This is a genomic window from Methanococcus maripaludis C5, assembly GCF_000016125.1.
GTDB lineage: Archaea > AGJL01 > Methanococci > Methanococcales > Methanococcaceae > Methanococcus > Methanococcus maripaludis_D.
Genome location: NC_009135.1, coordinates 1,115,879 through 1,133,997 on the forward strand (window position 1 = coordinate 1,115,879; position 18,119 = coordinate 1,133,997).

Annotated in this window: 11 protein-coding genes and 1 tRNA gene; 6 read left to right on the plus strand and 6 right to left on the minus strand. The window is 30.2% G+C overall.

Annotated elements, in window-relative coordinates:
- Positions 1 to 180 precede the first annotated feature (180 nt).
- Entirely contained in the window at positions 181 to 1,182 is a 1,002-nt protein-coding gene (locus MMARC5_RS09500) for a hypothetical protein (RefSeq protein ID WP_052287715.1), read from the plus strand.
- Positions 1,183 to 1,222: 40 nt separating this feature from the next.
- The gene (locus MMARC5_RS05940; RefSeq protein ID WP_011868924.1) at positions 1,223 to 2,296 is read left to right on the plus strand and encodes a transglutaminase-like domain-containing protein; all 1,074 of its coding nucleotides are present in this window, start codon (positions 1,223 to 1,225) and stop codon (positions 2,294 to 2,296) included.
- Here MMARC5_RS05940 and MMARC5_RS05945 read toward each other — a convergent pair.
- The 3 genes from MMARC5_RS05945 to MMARC5_RS05955 all read right to left on the minus strand — a co-directional run bounded on the left by MMARC5_RS05945 (position 2,282) and on the right by MMARC5_RS05955 (position 9,337).
- Entirely contained in the window at positions 2,282 to 6,586 is a 4,305-nt protein-coding gene (locus MMARC5_RS05945; RefSeq protein ID WP_011868925.1) for an NACHT domain-containing protein, read from the minus strand. The genes MMARC5_RS05940 and MMARC5_RS05945 overlap by 15 nt on opposite strands.
- Positions 6,587 to 6,594: 8 nt before the next feature.
- Positions 6,595 to 7,800, minus strand: a complete 1,206-nt coding sequence (locus tag MMARC5_RS05950; protein ID WP_011868926.1) for a hypothetical protein — start codon at positions 7,798 to 7,800, stop codon at positions 6,595 to 6,597.
- Positions 7,801 to 8,404: 604 nt separating this feature from the next.
- A complete protein-coding gene (locus tag MMARC5_RS05955; protein ID WP_048058499.1) occupies positions 8,405 to 9,337 on the minus strand; it encodes a tyrosine-type recombinase/integrase in 933 nt (310 codons plus the stop codon).
- Between the two features lie 1,067 nt (positions 9,338 to 10,404).
- Here MMARC5_RS05955 and MMARC5_RS05960 point away from each other — a divergent pair.
- The 4 genes from MMARC5_RS05960 to MMARC5_RS05975 all read left to right on the plus strand — a co-directional run bounded on the left by MMARC5_RS05960 (position 10,405) and on the right by MMARC5_RS05975 (position 13,991).
- A complete protein-coding gene (locus tag MMARC5_RS05960) occupies positions 10,405 to 11,259 on the plus strand; it encodes a GIY-YIG nuclease family protein (RefSeq protein WP_011868928.1) in 855 nt (284 codons plus the stop codon).
- A gap of 543 nt (positions 11,260 to 11,802) precedes the next feature.
- Positions 11,803 to 12,057 (plus strand): DUF2540 domain-containing protein, encoded by a 255-nt coding sequence (locus tag MMARC5_RS05965; RefSeq protein ID WP_011868929.1) that lies wholly within the window; start codon positions 11,803 to 11,805, stop codon positions 12,055 to 12,057.
- Between the two features lie 2 nt (positions 12,058 to 12,059).
- On the plus strand, positions 12,060 to 13,256 hold the full coding sequence (locus tag MMARC5_RS09505) for a tyrosine-type recombinase/integrase (RefSeq protein ID WP_011868930.1): 1,197 nt from the start codon (positions 12,060 to 12,062) through the stop codon (positions 13,254 to 13,256).
- Between the two features lie 108 nt (positions 13,257 to 13,364).
- Entirely contained in the window at positions 13,365 to 13,991 is a 627-nt protein-coding gene (locus MMARC5_RS05975; RefSeq protein WP_011868931.1) for a hypothetical protein, read from the plus strand.
- A gap of 480 nt (positions 13,992 to 14,471) precedes the next feature.
- Here MMARC5_RS05975 and MMARC5_RS05980 read toward each other — a convergent pair.
- The 3 genes from MMARC5_RS05980 to MMARC5_RS05990 all read right to left on the minus strand — a co-directional run bounded on the left by MMARC5_RS05980 (position 14,472) and on the right by MMARC5_RS05990 (position 18,063).
- Positions 14,472 to 14,556: transfer RNA gene (locus MMARC5_RS05980), tRNA-Ser, on the minus strand.
- Between the two features lie 73 nt (positions 14,557 to 14,629).
- Positions 14,630 to 16,276, minus strand: a complete 1,647-nt coding sequence (locus tag MMARC5_RS05985) for a hypothetical protein (RefSeq protein WP_011868932.1) — start codon at positions 16,274 to 16,276, stop codon at positions 14,630 to 14,632.
- Between the two features lie 161 nt (positions 16,277 to 16,437).
- Positions 16,438 to 18,063, minus strand: a complete 1,626-nt coding sequence (locus tag MMARC5_RS05990) for a DEAD/DEAH box helicase (protein WP_011868933.1) — start codon at positions 18,061 to 18,063, stop codon at positions 16,438 to 16,440.
- Positions 18,064 to 18,119: the final 56 nt, after the last annotated feature.

Below are 18,119 nucleotides of genomic sequence, written 5' to 3' on the forward strand. Positions count from 1 at the left end.
AGAAGTCTTTTGAAAAGTTATCCGTTTCTAAAAAATAATATGTTCATATTTGCAATTAAATGTATAAAAAAGGTATATTTTTAGAATTATTTAGAAAAAACGTTTTCGAAAATTTAATATTTATGTTGAGGATATTTATGATAATTAACAGAATATGTGGGATTTTGGGGGCGTAAAACTTTGAAGAAAATACTTTCTATTATTTTTAGTTGCATGTTATTGCTTACATCTTTTGCAGGTTGTATTGGGTGGGGGGACGAAAATGAAGTTTCAATGGTAATGCCGCCTACTGAACAGAATTCAAAATCCAATTCTGAAACAATATCTGAAAACAATATGCAAAACGTATCTAATGAAAATGATTCTGATTCGTATACTATTCAAAATATGTCTGAAGATGATCAGGAATTTTTGGAAACTAAACTGAATAATTTTTCAGAGGGATTAGAACGTTTTAGTGGCGGTCCGGAATTTGATGATTTTACAATTAAACTAGCAGAAAATATTTCAAAACTTCCAAAATGTAATGTAGAAACACCCGATAGCTTAAAAGAATACGATTCTAAGATTTCAAACATTACGAAATGTCTTCATGAATATAAAAATTTAGCAGAAGGTTTAAACAAAGATTTTGACCTTGAACTACCCTATGCAGACGATAAAAAAATAAGTAAATTTGTATCTGCTGCAGAACCTGACGACTTGAAGAATTTATTGACAACGTTGATTTTAATTGAACAGTATAATTCACTAATTGACAGTGCTGAAAATGTTGAGTATAAAAATAAGGAATCTTATGCAGATTTTTATTACGCATTGCTTACGTTTGGATTTAGCATAATTTTAATTCAGGAAAATATGGCCTACCGTGTAAGTTATAAACTGGTTGGCATAATTTTTATAAAAACTGGCTTTTACAAGTTTTTTTCAAATTTTGGAGTGCTTAAATATGTAATGAGCAAGACGTATGGGATATTTAAAAATTTGATAGAGGGTAGCCCTTCAAAAGTTGGGGAAATAAAAACTGATCTCGAAAATGTAAACATCTCGGTGAATATGGATGCTGTAAAAAATAACTCAAACTTTAAAAACGCTGAGAATATTTTTGAAAATGTAACGGATATGGCTAAAAATACGAATGTTTCTGCGGCGGCTGAGGCTATTGTTGGGTGGAGATCATGATTCATAAATTTTTTACAATTAATGTTATCCGGGGTTAACAATGGCAAAATTTCCTTATTTTAAAGACATTTTAACAGGAGTTTCAATTGGGATGGCAATAGGGATTTTAATTCTAATTCTTTTGTTAGGATTGTATTTGGCAATTCCACGTTCTTACGATTATGTATATGGCGAAAAGATAACCGTTGATGTATTAAACAGCATCGAAAATGATAAAAATCCGCAAAATCATGAAGAATTGGCAGCTGCAATTATCGATTGGGAATGTACAAATTTTGAACCCATGTGGACAAGAAACAATGGAAATACCACTCTTAAGAATCTAGGCGTATTTAATATAGATGGGAATTATAGACTTTTTTTAAGAAATGGGCCTGCAACATGGATATTATATAATAAAATGGCATGTTGTGGTGAATATGCAAATGCTTTCGCATATTTAATGAATAAATCAGGTTATGAATCCCGTATTGTCCATGTTCCTGGTGAAGACCATGCATGGGCAGAATATTTTGTTAATGGGGAAAAATATGTCGTAGAGCCAAGCCATAATAACTCAAAAATGAACACAACAAAGCGAGGGGCTGAGGGTCAATGGTCATATGTTGAAAGTTATGATCCAAACAATTCCTCTGACAAAATTGATGTTTCTGATGAGTATTTTGAGTGTGGAAATTTAACTGTTAGCGTATACCGGGATGAAAAGCCTGTTGAAGATCTAAATGTTGTAATTAAAAGCGGTTTATTATTAAATCTTGATAGTCGATATACTGATCCAAGAGCGGTTACATCTAAAACAACCGATGAAAGTGGTTCTGTTAATTTTAAACTTGGTGAAAAAACGTACATCGTAGAAGTGGTGGATCATTACCCCTTAATAGATTGGAAATATTCAAAAAATGTTACGATGGTTGTTGGAGATACTTCAGAATTACGATATGATCTCGAAAAAGATTCTAAAATATATAATGTCAACTGGGGTACGATACGCTGGTATGGGCTTTCATTCATTTTTATGGTAGAATTAATTTTAATTGCATTAAATTGGAAGAAAATTAAGAAACTTGCACCTATATTAAAAATAAATATTAAAATACCACTATTTCACAAGTAATTTACATACTCTTAAATAACGATCAAATAAACGAATACACATTTCTTTATTGCCAATAACTTCATACGCTTTTATAATATTAAAAAAACCGGCATGACCACTATTTTCAAATAAATAATTCGATATTTCCTCTCGTGTATTCATATTTTTCAATGCTTCTGACAATGCATAATGAAGGTACCTTGAAACAGCAGATATATGTATGGTATCAGGATAGTAATTTTCGTTTAAATAATTTGTCAGTAGATGAATATTGCCGCAAATATCATAAGTTTTATTTATCAATATTTTCCAAGATTCCGTGTTTTTTAATACAAGATCATATTTACGATCAATCAGCCGTTTATATATTTCATCAATCTGTTCTGAATTAGAACAGTCCTTAACCAAATCAATAAACTGTTTTTCTGAAATATTATTTTTTTCTTTTTTGGAAAACGAAGTGTTTTCAAATTCTTCAAATTTCAGAATGTCTTTTTTTCTATATTTTTCACAGAGTTTTTTAAAGATATGTTTTTCGCCACTATATTGGAACTCCGACAAGAAATGGTTGGTATCGTGTGAAATTACTTTTTCTACTTGCCCATATGCTTTTTCAAAAGCGCTCTTTTTTTCTTCTGAGTTATATAATTTAGAATTGGCAATATTTAGATATATTAAAAATTTCTGCTCATAATATTCAGAGTCCGGTTTTCCGTCGTACCCTTGTCTTAATATGTATTCATCCATTCCTTTTTCAATTTCATCGATAGGCATACCATATTTTATTTTTTTTAAGAGTATGTCGGTAATTGCCCTATCGGAAATATTATGTCTTCCAATATGTTCAATAAGCTGTTTTTTAAATCTTTCTGCCATATCTAAATTGTATTCCGCAATTAATTCCAAAAGATCATAAGGACCATGTCTAGTTTCATCCCCATCTGTTATGTCAATGACTCTTAAAGTAAGTTTAAAAACTTCTTCAGTATACTCTTCCAATTTTGTGTTAGATTCCCACTGGTTATCCCACAAAATCCTTAATGACTCCACAAGTAGATAGCTTATAATAATGTCTTTATGCCACTTATGTCGCAATGATCCTTCGAGTATTCCTTTTTCAAAATAAGATATTGATTTTTTAGTATCAATTTTTGAAAAAAACATACTTATGGTGAAGCATTTTGTAACATACTCATAAAAATCATTATTTGAGTGAATTAAATCAGTTTCAATTTGAGATAGGTCATTTCTATTTATAATTTTTGAGAATTTTTTAGAATCTAATCTTTGAAATTGAGCATAGAAACTAAAGGAATCAATATTATTTTCTTTTCTGATCAATATTTTTTTTAATTTTAACAATTCTTTTTCAGAATTAATACATGAAAATATATTAGCCCATAAAAACGAAATAGTTTCTACAAGGTATGGTTTGTAGAGTTCTTTTCTATTATTGATATATCTAATATAATCCCCAATAATTTTTTCAATTTCTTTTTTACCAGTCAATACTAAAATAAAATCATTAAAAAGTGCCGAATATAGTCCTAATTCATAGTAATATTTAGATTCAATTCGGTTCTGTTTTTGAAACTTTTCAAAAGAATTTTCATTAAAAATATAGGACATATTTGCAAAATTAATGGGGGTATTATACATTTTCAATTCAATACCCCTGGTGGTTTTTAATTTGGAAAGCATTTCTTTTGCGATATCCATTTCGTCTTTGGAGATAGTTATGTCAAAATATTTCTTAAAAAATAGAATAAAAACGTTTTTTTCATTGATGTCTTTAAAATTTTGTAAAAATTGTCTGATTTTTTCATGAATTGATTCTGAGTTTATAAATATTGGCAAATACTCTGGACGTCTAAATAAGTCCAATAACATAATAAATTCGTAATTTTCGAAATCATCGATTAACTCATACAGTTCATTCCGATTTTCGCTTAAACATATGCGTAAAAATGATTTTACTAATTTTTCTTTGCCAGATTCTTTGTAACTATAATTAACTTCAGAAATATTTTTATAATTGCCCCGTATGAACTTGATAAAAACTTCGTTTAATGGTTTTTTACCTATTGCTAGTGCGGAATAAATATAATTTTCAAGTTGATCATCAAGTATGCTGCTCATTTCTATTTCAAAATCCTCAAAAAATTCGTATTTTTGGTATAATCGAATAGTTTCATCAAGTTGCAATTTAAGTTCATTAGATATGTCCTTTTTACCTGATTTCCAAAACAATACTCTGTTTTTTATTAAATTGGGAATGCCATATTTCCACACTGTTTCAAGATAATCTTTTGGATAATACTCAGTTTTGTTAGCAGCCCATTTTTCGAACTTTTTTTTCAATTCTGGAATATCGATTGAAATTTTACGTATAATTTCTAAATATTCACTATCTAGTAACTCATCAAAAATTTCCGGCTCTTGAGATGCTAATGCAGGAATAAATGATTCTGAATCCATATAATAATCGTCATTTACTCCAAAACCTTCATATTTTCCTAAATAATGTTCAATAAGATTTAATTCAACTAAACCTGGTAAATTGTTCTCTTTTTTATATTCTTTTCTAAGATATGTTAAAAATAAATTTTTAAAATATTCTCTATTGGCCAGTATTTTCATTTTCCTTATGATTTTAGGGTCATTTTCATATTCTGTTTTTAATCTTTGAGTAAAAAAGAATTCTTGATATCTCCTATGCTGGTATGTATATATGTTTTCATTCTGTGAGGATCCTGCTGGCGAAGAATTATCAAAAAATAAGTCTGCAATGTAGTCTATAATGGTATTTATGGATCTATAATCCAAACGAGAATATTTGTTTAAAATAATATCTTGTAACTCTTTCTGCGAAAGACGAAAATGAAATTTATTCTGTAATTCAAAAGCAATGTCTTGATTTAAGTTGATAATTGCCTGTTTTTTACAATTTAATAAATTTAAATTTTCAATATTTTTTTTATGTTCAGGATTATTTAGGAGTAGATTAATTTTTTTAGAAAATAAGTCGATAATTGTGCTATCATTGTCAAGTTCATCTATCGTATCCCAAATTAATTTTATAAGTAAAACATCTTTAATTTCTGTAATAAGGCTTTGATTATGCCCCATGAGTTCTTCTAATTTCGCATTTTTTGAATTTGACATTTTTACTTCAAAATATTGTTTTAGGTATGATTCATCCAATTCATCTATATTATATTCTATAAGGTTTTTAAGGTATGTTTTTACTCGTAATCTATTTAAATTTCCAGAACGACACGAAATTATGATTTTTTCAGTATCTACTTTTTGACTTAATTCTTGTATTTGGAAAAGTACATTATCTACAATATTTTCATCCAATTCATCAAGACCATCAAAAAGATATATAAAATGCAAATTTTGACCATTTATCATACAGTCGTATTTCCTACCCCGAATAATATTTTCCAATGAATCGGAAATACAACTTTTTAAATTTATCAAAAGAGGGATGGCACCATTATTAATCAAAACAGAGATCATTTCTGATACTTCGGGTTCAATAAATTCATTAGTATCTTCTGCCATCCCTTCCTTATCCAATCCGCCAAATACTGTTAATAATTTATGCATAAATATACTTTTACCTGAACCCGGATGCCCAGTCAATAAAAAAAACTTACCCTCAGATAAGATTTTTTCTGAAACATTTACACTATTTTTATATGAATCTACAAATGGGAGATCCATGTACTCTTTTGATTGTAAAAATGTTAGAATTTTTGGATTTGTGCTGTTTTGTATGAACCGGAATTCATCACCTATTCCAAAATAAAGCTGAGCCAGATCCAAGTTTGATGGTTTTGAAAGTTTTCTGAGAATATCTTTATGTGTTATATATGTTACCTTAGTGCCATATTTTTTTGCTAAATCTTCAATACGCTTTTCATAGACTGTTTTACTGCTCCCATCTAATGTTCTATCTTCATTAGAATATATAATAACTTCATTTAAGTTATATTTTCCAAATACATTGTTTGGGTACTGTTTTTTTAATCCTTTCTTATCTGAATTTTTAGCTTTTAGGCCCAATATCGATTTTTGAATCTGTTTCCAATCGTACCCAGTTTCGTAAAATTTGGCTTGGAATCCATATTTTTTCCCATTAACTTCAAATGGTTCTGTTTCTATGCCTGGTTGATTTTTGTAGGAATTTATTTTAGTAACGCCCAATTCTCTACAACATAAAAACATGCAAAGGTCTTCAAAAGAATCCTGCCGACTTTCCCCATTTAACCCAAATTTATTCCAATCAATTTTTTCCACATTTCCACCTAAATTTTAGCGGTATTTTGTTTTAATTCTTTTTTAATTTCTTTTAATGGCTTAGTTAATGTAGAAATCAGGTTTTCATTTCCAATCTGTTTCAAATGTTCCAAAATAGTTTTTTTAGCATCTATATTTGACATTAATATATTTCCCTCAACATTCTGAATCATATCATCCAAATCATACCAAAATAAATATTTAATAATTAATTCTCGAATTTTAATTCCAAAATTAAATATAAACAAAATTTGGGTTTCTTTTAAAAACTTATACTCATGCTTCCTATTTTTTAAAGCATTTAACATTTCAAAAATTAAATTTTTGAGAGGATTTTCTAAATTTTCTTTTAGTTTTTCAGGATTTATTATAAACTGATAACATAATTCATTGAGTTTAGTGTAAAACTCTTCATCAGAATAAGCTAAAATATCAAGATTTGTTTGAATTTTACTGTGTGATTCTGCATCTATTGATTCTGATTTTAAATATTCATTGTTTAATTCTTTTATTAAATCAATAAATAATTCTTTTTTCAGTGCACTCTGTGAATTATTGTATTTTGATAATTCTGAAGTTATTTCTTGAATTTTTTCTTTGGATTGAATAAAATATATTTTTTGGATCCCGAGTGCAATTATTAAAACACTCCAAAATGAAAAAAGATCTGAAGGATTATAGATCTGATACATCATGATGTAAATTATAGAATAAATAATCGTGAAAATTATTGATAAGGGCATGATATTGCATAAAACTTTTAAAAAACTCCCTAAAAGGAATATAAATGCATGAGTAAATATGGTCCTATTTAATAAAAATTTAAAAAAGTCAAAACTCATACGCCAATCATAATTCAATGTTTTAAATGCCCCTTTGAAATTCAAAACATAATAATTTAATTTAAAAATTTCAAAAAGGATTAATGCTGAAAATATAAACAAAAAAGGTGAAATTTCTAAAGTATATTGAAATAACGGGATAGCAGGGAGAGAATTTATCTCTAAAATGAAGAGTATTTTTTCGAAAATTAATGATACTGCAACGATAGAAATTATTTTGAAAATGAACTGCATACTTTTCAAACAATAAATTACATTATATGTCATTTTAAATTTCAAAGTTAGAATAATATCTAAAAGATTCTCGTTTTCCATTGCAGAATCTATTTTTTCTTGAACGTATCTTTCTATTTTATAATTTTTTTGAACCATCCCATTACCCGAAAAATTTTAAATTAATCCCCATTTAATGGATGTTTAATATTTAGCAGATCAAAAATATAAAATTATTTAATTGGAAATGAAATGTTTTAATTAAAAAATCGAATTCTAACTCAAAAACAACCTCATCGGTTTTTTTCACCTCATCGGACTTAGTCCGACGTTCCATTTGGAGAATCGAGTTAACGAGTTTTGCAAAAAATTGATGATTTTGATTAAATTATTGAATTTTTTTGAAAATGCACAATGAAAACGGCTCCGACGAGCCCAGTAGAACTTAAGATCCGATCCGGTAGCGGTTCGAGGGTTCAAATCCCTTTCCCTCCACTTTTTTTAAAATCAACTTCAAAACGAACGTATTTTTTGATATAGTTATTATCGGACTGGTATTTCATGTCTTTATCTCGATGATCTGTCGTTTTTAATATTTATTTTTTGAAAATTATGCTGTCGTACCTAAAAATTGCGGTGTGATTTGTATCGGACTAAGTCCGATCTCCTAAAATAAAGCTCAAATTGGCCGTATTTTTTCAGTATATCGGACTTTTCGATTAAATATTATTTAAAAAAATTAATGTATCTTTCAAAATTTTGATCACCAAATATTCGATATATATCTATTAAATACATCTTTTCTATCTTTTCCGTGACCAAGTTGAACGGATACTTCTTCACAGGCTTCTTTTATTGTTTTTCCCTCATTTCGAAGTTTATCATACAATTTCTGCGCCCAAAGTTTTCTTGCGGCATGAACAGACGTTCTTGCATCTTTGTAGTCATTTATTCTGTGAAACTCGAAAACCCGATATACAAATCTGTTGACCGAATCATTCCGCAAGGGGCAAATTCGCTGATTTTCGCCAAATTCATTTTTAACATTCGATAAAAATGGAACCAGTTCTTTTGGAATTGGAATATTTCTGCTTCTCCCACCTTTTGATTTATGAATGTGCAGTTTTAAATTATCCAAATCAATATCTTTCGACATTATCTTTGTAACTTCGGAAACACGCAGTCCAAAAGCTAAGGCGAATCTAACGCCAATTGCGGCTTTCGCATCACTATGTTTACAGTAATTTAGCAAAAGTTCTGCATGTTCTTCTGTCATCGCAATTTTTCTTTTTGATTTCCCAACTCCGGACATTGGGATCACAGTATTGGAAAAATCAAGTGCACATGATTGAAATGCATGGTTTACACACTTTGAAATTTTTATAAATCTAGTTCTGTAGTTATAAAGTGTTTCAGTAGTACATGCCGAGGCTTTAAAATTTAAAAATTCTTGAACATGTAATTCGTTAATATCTTTTATTTGTTTAATCTCGGCATGATTTTTATTTAAAAATTTACAAAAACTCGCTGACAAGTCCATAAGGTTATTTTTTTCGGAATATGAATAAATTCTCCACGAATTATCGTTTTCAGCATCTTTTTTAAGCGAATGTTTGTCTAAATGCTCTTTAAATGATGAATCAACGATTGAAAACTTAAATTGCTGTTTTAATGATCTTGTTCTATTTCTAGCCATTGATAATTCCTTTTTTAAAGTAACGATATGAGTTTGGCGAAGCCTTATGCCCGTAAGGGCATGAGGAAGGCGATAGCCTGACGACCCTTCTAAACCGTGGCAGCGTAGCTGACACATTATTTATTTGCTGCGATAGCAGCCATATGTTTTAAGAAAGCGGTAGCTTTCGTAATAATCTAATTTCATAAAAAAACCTCTAAAAATTTTTTCTAAAGGCGGCCGCAATAGCGGCCGCCATATTAGGATCGGGCCAGGATCACTCCGGGGATCCGTTACCTCTTCGGCATTAACCGTAATAAAAACTCGTTACGCTTCGCTACACTCGTTTTTCTTCCGTTAATGCCGACACTCGACAAAATAAGTAAATTAAGTTAGTTCAGTCCAGATAGGCCACAATCCCCAAACTAGGGCAGGCTAAAAGAATAAATCCCAAAATCGTTACAGTTTTGAAGAACTTGCGCCAGTAAAGGCCAATTTGATTATTAGTTAGTATTTTGTTTTTTAAAGTTACTTTTGATTGTTAATTTAAAAATTACAATGCCCCCATTTTTTTCCATATTTAACCATCTATTGATAATCTATTTTTCAAACTAAATTTTCACCCCATTATATTTTTTTGAATTTCACTTTTTCAATGCTATATTGGTTTTTCAGATCCAATCGTTAACCCATGTAGCAATATTATATCTCTCGAACTTGAGATTCTTAAAATATGAGTAATAAATTCTTCATTTCTCATTTCAGATCACCTAAACGTTTTTACAAAATTTTCTATGTCTTAAAGAGTATATATATCAAGCTAGCCGTTCTAAAAAAATCAAGTGCATAAGATATCATACAAAATCTAAAAATATGGTGCATATATTGCACATAATTAATGTACAATATATAAACAATCGACATGAAATTTAAAAAAATCGTAAAAAATTCACGTAAAAATAATATTCATTTTAAAATCAGTATACATAAATATATATAGTGCTTTGCGCACAGATCTATCTGCAGCTGCTCCAGAATAACAAAACCAGGCTGCGATGATCTCGAGGGGGAGATCGGAGTGATAAATAATGATAGAACTGGTAAATGGATCTAGGGAAGTTTCGGTAACGTTGGTAGCAGGATCAACTGATGGGATTATAAAATATGATTTTATTGATTCAGTATTAGAATCATACTTGATTCCACGTGAGTTTTATGCCGATTTCAGAAATTTAAAAACTTTAAAAGATAGATATTCTGGCATATACGTACTTATTGGAGATAAGGATGATTTTGGAAAATATAAAGTGTATATTGGATATTCCGAAGATATAGTGTCTCGACTTACAAATCACAATTCCAATGAACTTTTCGATTGGAAGCGTGCAGCATGTATTATTTCACAAAAACCGATCAGAAACGAGTACTTTGCATGTATTGAAAGAATTTCAATAAATCGAGCAAAAAATACAGCAGATTGTATTTTAGTAAACTCAAATGAAAACAAAACCCCGCTCCAAAATGTAAATGGGTCGCATACACTTAAAAAACTAATGAAGGATGTTTCAGAGTATTTGGCGCTCATGGGATACCCAATTTTAAGAGATAACAAAAAGTCTGAAAATTTCATATATCTAAGTCGAAACGGAGAAATTCTTGCAAAAGGGGAATTTTTGAACGATAACGTTCTAGTTTTTGAAGGTTCGCTCGTAAAAGCAAAAGAAAGCGACAGCATGACTAAAAATAATAAAAATATAAAACAAAATCTTATAAAAAATAAAATTCTTGCACCGCATGGGAAGTTTTACATATTCACAGAAGATTATGTATTTTCTTCATTAAGTTCAGCGGCATGTGTGGCGTTTGGGGGAAACGTTAGCGGCCGACAGTGTTGGAAAAATAAAGATGGTAAACCATTGAAAGAACTGTTCGAATCAGAATAATTCATACATCTTCATAATAATATTACATTTTTTAATTATTTTTAATTATTTTTTAAAAATTATGAAGCATATACTAAATGGTATATGATTGACCGTTATGTCAACGTGAAGTAAATACGAAATGATTGGTAAATTAGTAGTAATTACTACGATTAAAGGTCTTAATTAAGTCAAAAATCAGATTATTTTGAAAACAAAACGTTATCATTATATAAAAAAACAGTACCATAATATTGTAAGCGACAATAAGTTATTATTAAAGTGGAATGGTCATATGATCCCCCATAAATCCACTTAAAAATGCTATTGTGTAAGACTTACCAAATATTGCGAAGATCGGTGGATAATTAGATATTTCTTCACTGAGTAGTAATTTTTACGAATAATGATTTGAAGATATTTGAAAAGCGATAAAATTGGAAAAAATAGCGAGATTGTTGAATTGAGAGAAAAACTTTCGAAAATAATATTTAAAATTAGAAAAAGGTCGCAATTTCTTTTTAAAATATGGATTGTGATGGTAAATTAGTATGGTGCATAACTATGAAGAAAAATTATTTATTTAGCATATATCTCGCAATTACGCCTCTCGAACTTAGATTTTTCCTCCACGAACTGGCGCATTTGGACAGTATTGATTTAGATATCCTTTCAGAAGTGGCGCATTTGGAAAAAAATACGAAAATCCGCTTAACTTTAACAGAAGAAGATAAAAAAATCGTTGAAAAGTACGGAAAATTAACAAATTCGCTTTTAAATTACGTAATATTGGACCATACAGATAAAGTGAGGGTGTAATTATGGTTTCTGACTTTGAAAAAGAAGACGTTTTAGAAGATATTACCTCAAATAATGCTGATCAAAAAAGTAAAAAAAAGGTAAACGGAAAAAAACAGAAACCAGTCACCATTTCAGAATTTGAAAAAGATCTTTTTGAATCCCGAGGAATCGGCGATTCAAACATTATTGGAGAAAATAATTCGGAAAATGAAGAAAAAACGTTATCAGATCAAGAGTATATCGAAAAATGGAAAAATTTATACGCAGAAAAAAGGAAAGGGGCAGTAGCACAAAGTACTTTAATAAATGAACTTTCAAAACTGCCTGTTTTTTTTAGATACACTATAAAAATTGGTAAAAAACCTGATGAAATGACTAAAAATGATTTTATTAAATTTTTTGATTATTTGCAAAACACTAAAAAACCGCATGATAATCGAAATAAAAAAAATAATTCGAAAAAGGTTTCCAAACCCTTATCGAGAAATACAATCTGGAAATACTACTTACTTCTAAAAACATTCTACTTATTACTCGAATTGGATAATTTTGATGAGTTTAGCGAGTACAATGCGAAAATCCCCCGACTAAAAAAACCAACGAAAAGTGATCATTACGATCCACTTTTAAAAGAACATTTTGATGAGATTATTCGAAGAATAATAAGAAGTACAAGTAGAACTCGTGTAAGAGACGTACTTGCACTAATGCTTTTATGGGATTCGGGAGCAAGAGTTTCAGAAGTTCTAAATTTAACATACAAAGATTGTGATTTTAAAACGGGACGTTTTAAATTTTTTGATACGAAAAATGGAGAAAATAGAACCGTGATCTGTTCACACGGGACGTTAGATATGTTGAACAAGTATTTAAATCGAATAAATATCGAAAATGGACCAGATGATTATATAATCCAGGTATCAGTAAAAAGAGAAGAAATGGACGATAAATTAGCCACAACTCATCTATCACGTAAAATAACAGAATTAGTAAAGGAATTAAAAAAAGAAGGCATAATGGAAAATAATATGCATATAGTTTTGCATTCGTTACGACACGGGCGAGCATATGCGTTATATAAAGCCGGTGTGCCAATTCCACAGATACAGCACTTTCTGGGGCATAAAGATCAGCGAACTACACTGGGTTATATCCATTCATTTAAGGTTTATATGGAAACATTAGACGATCTTCAAAAACAATTAGACCGTGAATAATAGTTTCAAAGTGCAAAATGGTTAAATGCCATTTGTCACTTTTAAACCCAAATTACCCTTTTAAATTAAAAATTAAGACTTATTATCCAAATACTGAAGTGATAAGTTATGGAAAATTACGAAATTAAAAACTCTGAAAAATTAGTTAATATTTACTTTAAAAAAACAGTGTACTCCAATCAATCGTACGTTTTAGATGACCCTATTGAAAACAGGATAATGGAAGATCATATCGCATATTTTAAAGAATGTCCTCCAAAAATACCTAATTATCCATTTACGTTGATTGAACCATTTAGTTTAGAACATGATGATTGGTACGATGAAGATGATGACTACTATGATGATAATGAAGAAGACGAATATGATGAGGATATTACAACATTTAAACATTACAAAGATCTTGAGGAGGATATTACAATATTTAAACATTACAAAGATCTGAAAGAATATATTAAATCAAAAATTTATGAAGATGATCTTCATGATGGGCAATACATACTTAAAAACATTGAATCATTTGAAAACTGGATAGATCAGCTTGTAAAACTTTTAGAAATTTCAGAAGAGGATATTTTAAATGGGGTATATGCATACTTTAACGTAGAATTTGGAGATGAAGATTCTTTATATATTGAAAGTAACCACATCCTAAACATTCCTGAAAAAAAATTTGAAGAAATACGTGACCGATTGGAAGAAATGTCGGATTATGTTATAATATTAAGTGAATAATCGCATTGAATAGACCTTACATACCATTTACTTTTTTAACTTTTAATTAATTTTTTAAAATCTTAAAAGATCCCGTGACTTTTGAATTTTAAATAATAGAATTTTAAAGGGATTATTTCCAAATAATGCTAAAAATAGTACTTTTTAACTTGTTATTTTAAATTTAAAATTGGATAAATCTGTAAAACAGCATTTTAACAGTTTTATCCGCTTAAATTATTAAAATTATTCGTGGCGAATAATATTTTAGTCCCAAAATTTTGATATAAGTACACGGGACTGCGAAAACTACACACGGGACTGCGAAAAACGATAATTTGACGTCAGTTCCTAGTAACGGGATCCGAGTCCCGTGACTTTTGACTGCTCAAAATGGGGGCTTTTAGCGTAAAATTGAGATTTATCAAAATAGACTATAATGTTATAACGGGTCTTGTAAAATACGAAATAAAAGAGCTTTAAACGCTGTAAAAAGAGAAACGCGGAGACCGAGATTTGAACTCGGGTTACTCAGAGAGTAACGGGATTAGCAGTCCCGCGCCGTACCAGGCTGGGCCATCTCCGCACGAACAACTTAATAAGGGCGATTATTCTATAAATACTTTTCCATGCTCAAAATTTAAAAGAAAAATGATTTTTTAAATTTTTGAATTTTCAGGTACGTTTAAAATATAAAATGGCCATTTTTTAAGAACTCCTTTTGGTAGATCACCCTTTTTAACCTTTTCTAAAAGTTCTGAGTGATCGATTGAAGATTTAACATTTGTATTTCCCATTTCAACTGAAATTTTATCATTTTTCAAAGCTTCTTCGATATCCTGCCCTATAGAACAGTTTGGCATTTCTTCTTTTATTTTGTCGATAAGCACGTTTTTATTATTTTCAAGTGGTAAAACCATTTTGTAGGATTCTCCCGAAACCAAAAGTACCGGATTATCTTTTTCCAATCCAAATCTCTGCCCCATACAGGAGACCATCTTTCGGGGATTGAATACCTCAATTCCGCCAATATCAAAGTAATCTCCAGCAAAAAATTCGGTATTTTTTGGAAAACCTTCAAGTTTCATTTCTAATTTTAATTTAAATCCCGACCTTAAAATTTCACCAGAAATTTTTGGAATTCCTTCCTGATTTAAAATAGTAACTATATCACCAGTATCAATATTTACTAATGGAATTGAACCCGGTCTTGAAACAAGTAAAACTCCATAATTATCTTTTGTTTTAGAAATAAATTCTTTTTTCCCTTTTCTTTCAATTACAGGATAAGTTAAAGGAAATACATACATTCGATAATTATCTTCTTTATTTATTCCGCCAGCAAATGGCCCGATTTCGCTTCCAACATAAAGGTTTGTAAACTTTTCTTCACCAACATTCCAGCCCATAAATTTCCTAATTTTCGACCATTCGTCTCTTGAAAGAGAAGTTATACTAAATATCAGCGCAGAATCTTTAAGGGCCTCTGAAAGCCTATTTTGAATATCAATTGCAAAATTGTTAAGTCCAATTCTTTCGTACAATTTTTTTAGTTCGAAAGCTTCTGAATTTTCATCATCTAAACTGTTCAAGTCAGTTGAGTTTATCGATTTTTCAAGTCCTGTTTTTAATTTATTAATATCTGCCCATTTGATAATCGTTGCAGCAGGTGCCGAAATTACCGAAATATCATCAAGAGTTAGTATTTTTGAAATTGTAAGTATATTCAGCGCATTTTTGTATTCATCGATTAAATACGAAGACGGGCGGATATGCGATAAAACAACCCTTTGAGAAAACTCCGACGTGTAAAGGCGAATAAGATTTAAATCATCAACTTTTGATAAGCCGTCAACCTTGATCCTGCTTGGAACAAAAATCACTGCTGACTTATTTTTTGATAAACCACTCGATTCAAATATCGCCTGCATTCCGGGAACCCAGGTCTTTTTTAAAAAATCATCAGAAATTAAAAACCACTTCAATTTTGTAATATCTCCACCAGAAGTTCCAGAAGTGTGTGTTACAATTGCAGTATCTTTTAAAAATAAATCAGTTATGTCCTCTTTTTCGAGACTGTCTTTTAAAAAAGTTTTAGGATTCAATGAAAAATCCTTTGGATCAGTTTTTTTTAAATGAATTTCATCGAGAATATCTCTTGAAAGTCCTGAATTTTTAAAAATTGCTTCTTCGTATTCTTCAACTGACGATATATCTAACCATTTTTTCCAGGTTACGCTTTTAAAATCCTTAAAATAACTGTAAAATACTTTTTGAAGGTTTAAATCAAAATCGTAAACGCTCAAAAATACCGCCCCCTAAACGACTCTGATAAAATTATGTTGAAAAACGTATATTTTAATTTCGAAATAATATTGATTAAAATATAAAATTTCCGAAAAAGATTTTCTGTTTAAAAAATTGAAAAAAAGAATTTAAAATAATTTTAAGTTAAAAAAGAGAGTAATTAGTTGCCGCTCGCAACTTCAACTATTGCTCTTCTTCCTCTTTTTTCATGCTTGAATGAATCGAGAATTCTTTCTGCATCGTCTGAGGATACGGTTACAAATGAAAACTTCTCAAATACTTTTACATCGTCGATGTCTCTCCCTTTAACATCGGATTTTCTTGAGATGTGGTCAACTAATTTTTTAGGGTTCATTTTGTCGAGTTTACCTAAAGCTACGAATAACCTAACGTTTCCGCCAGCAACGAATGATCTTCTTCCCCTACCTTCGCTTCTTCCACTTCTGTCTCTTCCTTCAGATCTTTGTGAATTTCTTCCAATCTTTTTGTAGTTTGATTCGCTTAATTCATCTTTCAATGCGTATTTTAAAACTGCTGAAAGAACTTCTTGTGGATCTGCATCTTCTAATAAATCAGCAGCCATGTTTTCGCAGTCGTTGTATTTTCCAGATTCTAAAACTTCTTTTATTCCTGAAACAATTTTTCTTTTCTTAGCCCCAATGATGTCTTTAACGTCTGGAACTTCTTCTTTTCTAATTTCAGTTTTTGCAATTTTCTGGATGTATTTGAATTTTCTGAATTCTGAAGGTTCTACAAATGTAACTGCGTAACCTTGTTTTCCAGCTCTTCCTGTTCTTCCAATTCTGTGAACGTATGATTCAGGGTTTTGTGGAATATCATAGTTTACAACGTGTGTTAAGTCGTTGATATCGATTCCTCTTGCTGCAACATCAGTTGCTACGAGAACGTTGATTTTTCTTCCTTTAAATTTATCAAGAGTTTTTTCCCTTTGTGCTTGGGTCATATCTCCGTGAAGACCTTCTGCAGCGTATCCTTTTTCATTTAATCTGCTTGAAACTTCGTCAACGTCTGCTTTTGTTTTACAGAAGATTAAACCGTAGAACTCTTTTTCTAAGTCGATAATTCTTGAAAGTAACTCAAATTTATCTCTTGAGTGAATTTCGTAGAAAGACTGGTCAGTTAAGGTTGTTGTAAGCTGTTGTCTTTTAACTTTGATGATATCGTATTCTCTCATGTAGTTTTTAGCAAGTTTCATAATGCTGTCAGGAAGTGTTGCTGAGAATAAAAGCATTCTTTTTTCAGTGCTTACTGATTTTAAGATTTCTTCTACATCGTCAATGAATCCCATGTTTAACATTTCATCAGCTTCATCCAAAACTACGTATGAAACGTTTTCGAGTTTTATTGTTCTTCTTGAGATGTGGTCGAGGATCCTTCCTGGAGTTCCAACAACAATCTGAACTCCTCTTCTTAATTCTCTTATTTGTCTGTCAATTGACTGTCCACCATATACTGGGAAAACGTTCAATCTTTTTGAACCTTTGATTGAATCGATTTCTTCTGCAACTTGTATTGCAAGTTCTCTTGTAGGTGCTAAAATAAGTGCTTGTGTGTTTCTTGAACTTTCGTCAATTGTTTCTAGAATAGGGATACCAAATGCTGCGGTTTTTCCAGTTCCCGTTTGAGCTTGGCCGACAATGTCTCTTTTTCCTTCAATTAAAATAGGAATTGCTTGTTCTTGGATAGGAGTAGGGGTTGTGAAGCCTTTCTTTTCTAAAGCTTCCAATATCTCGTCAGATAGACCTAAATTTTTAAAACTTTCCATAGTATATCCTCTTTTTTGAATTTTACGTCAAAAATGAATACGAATATAAATTCTGA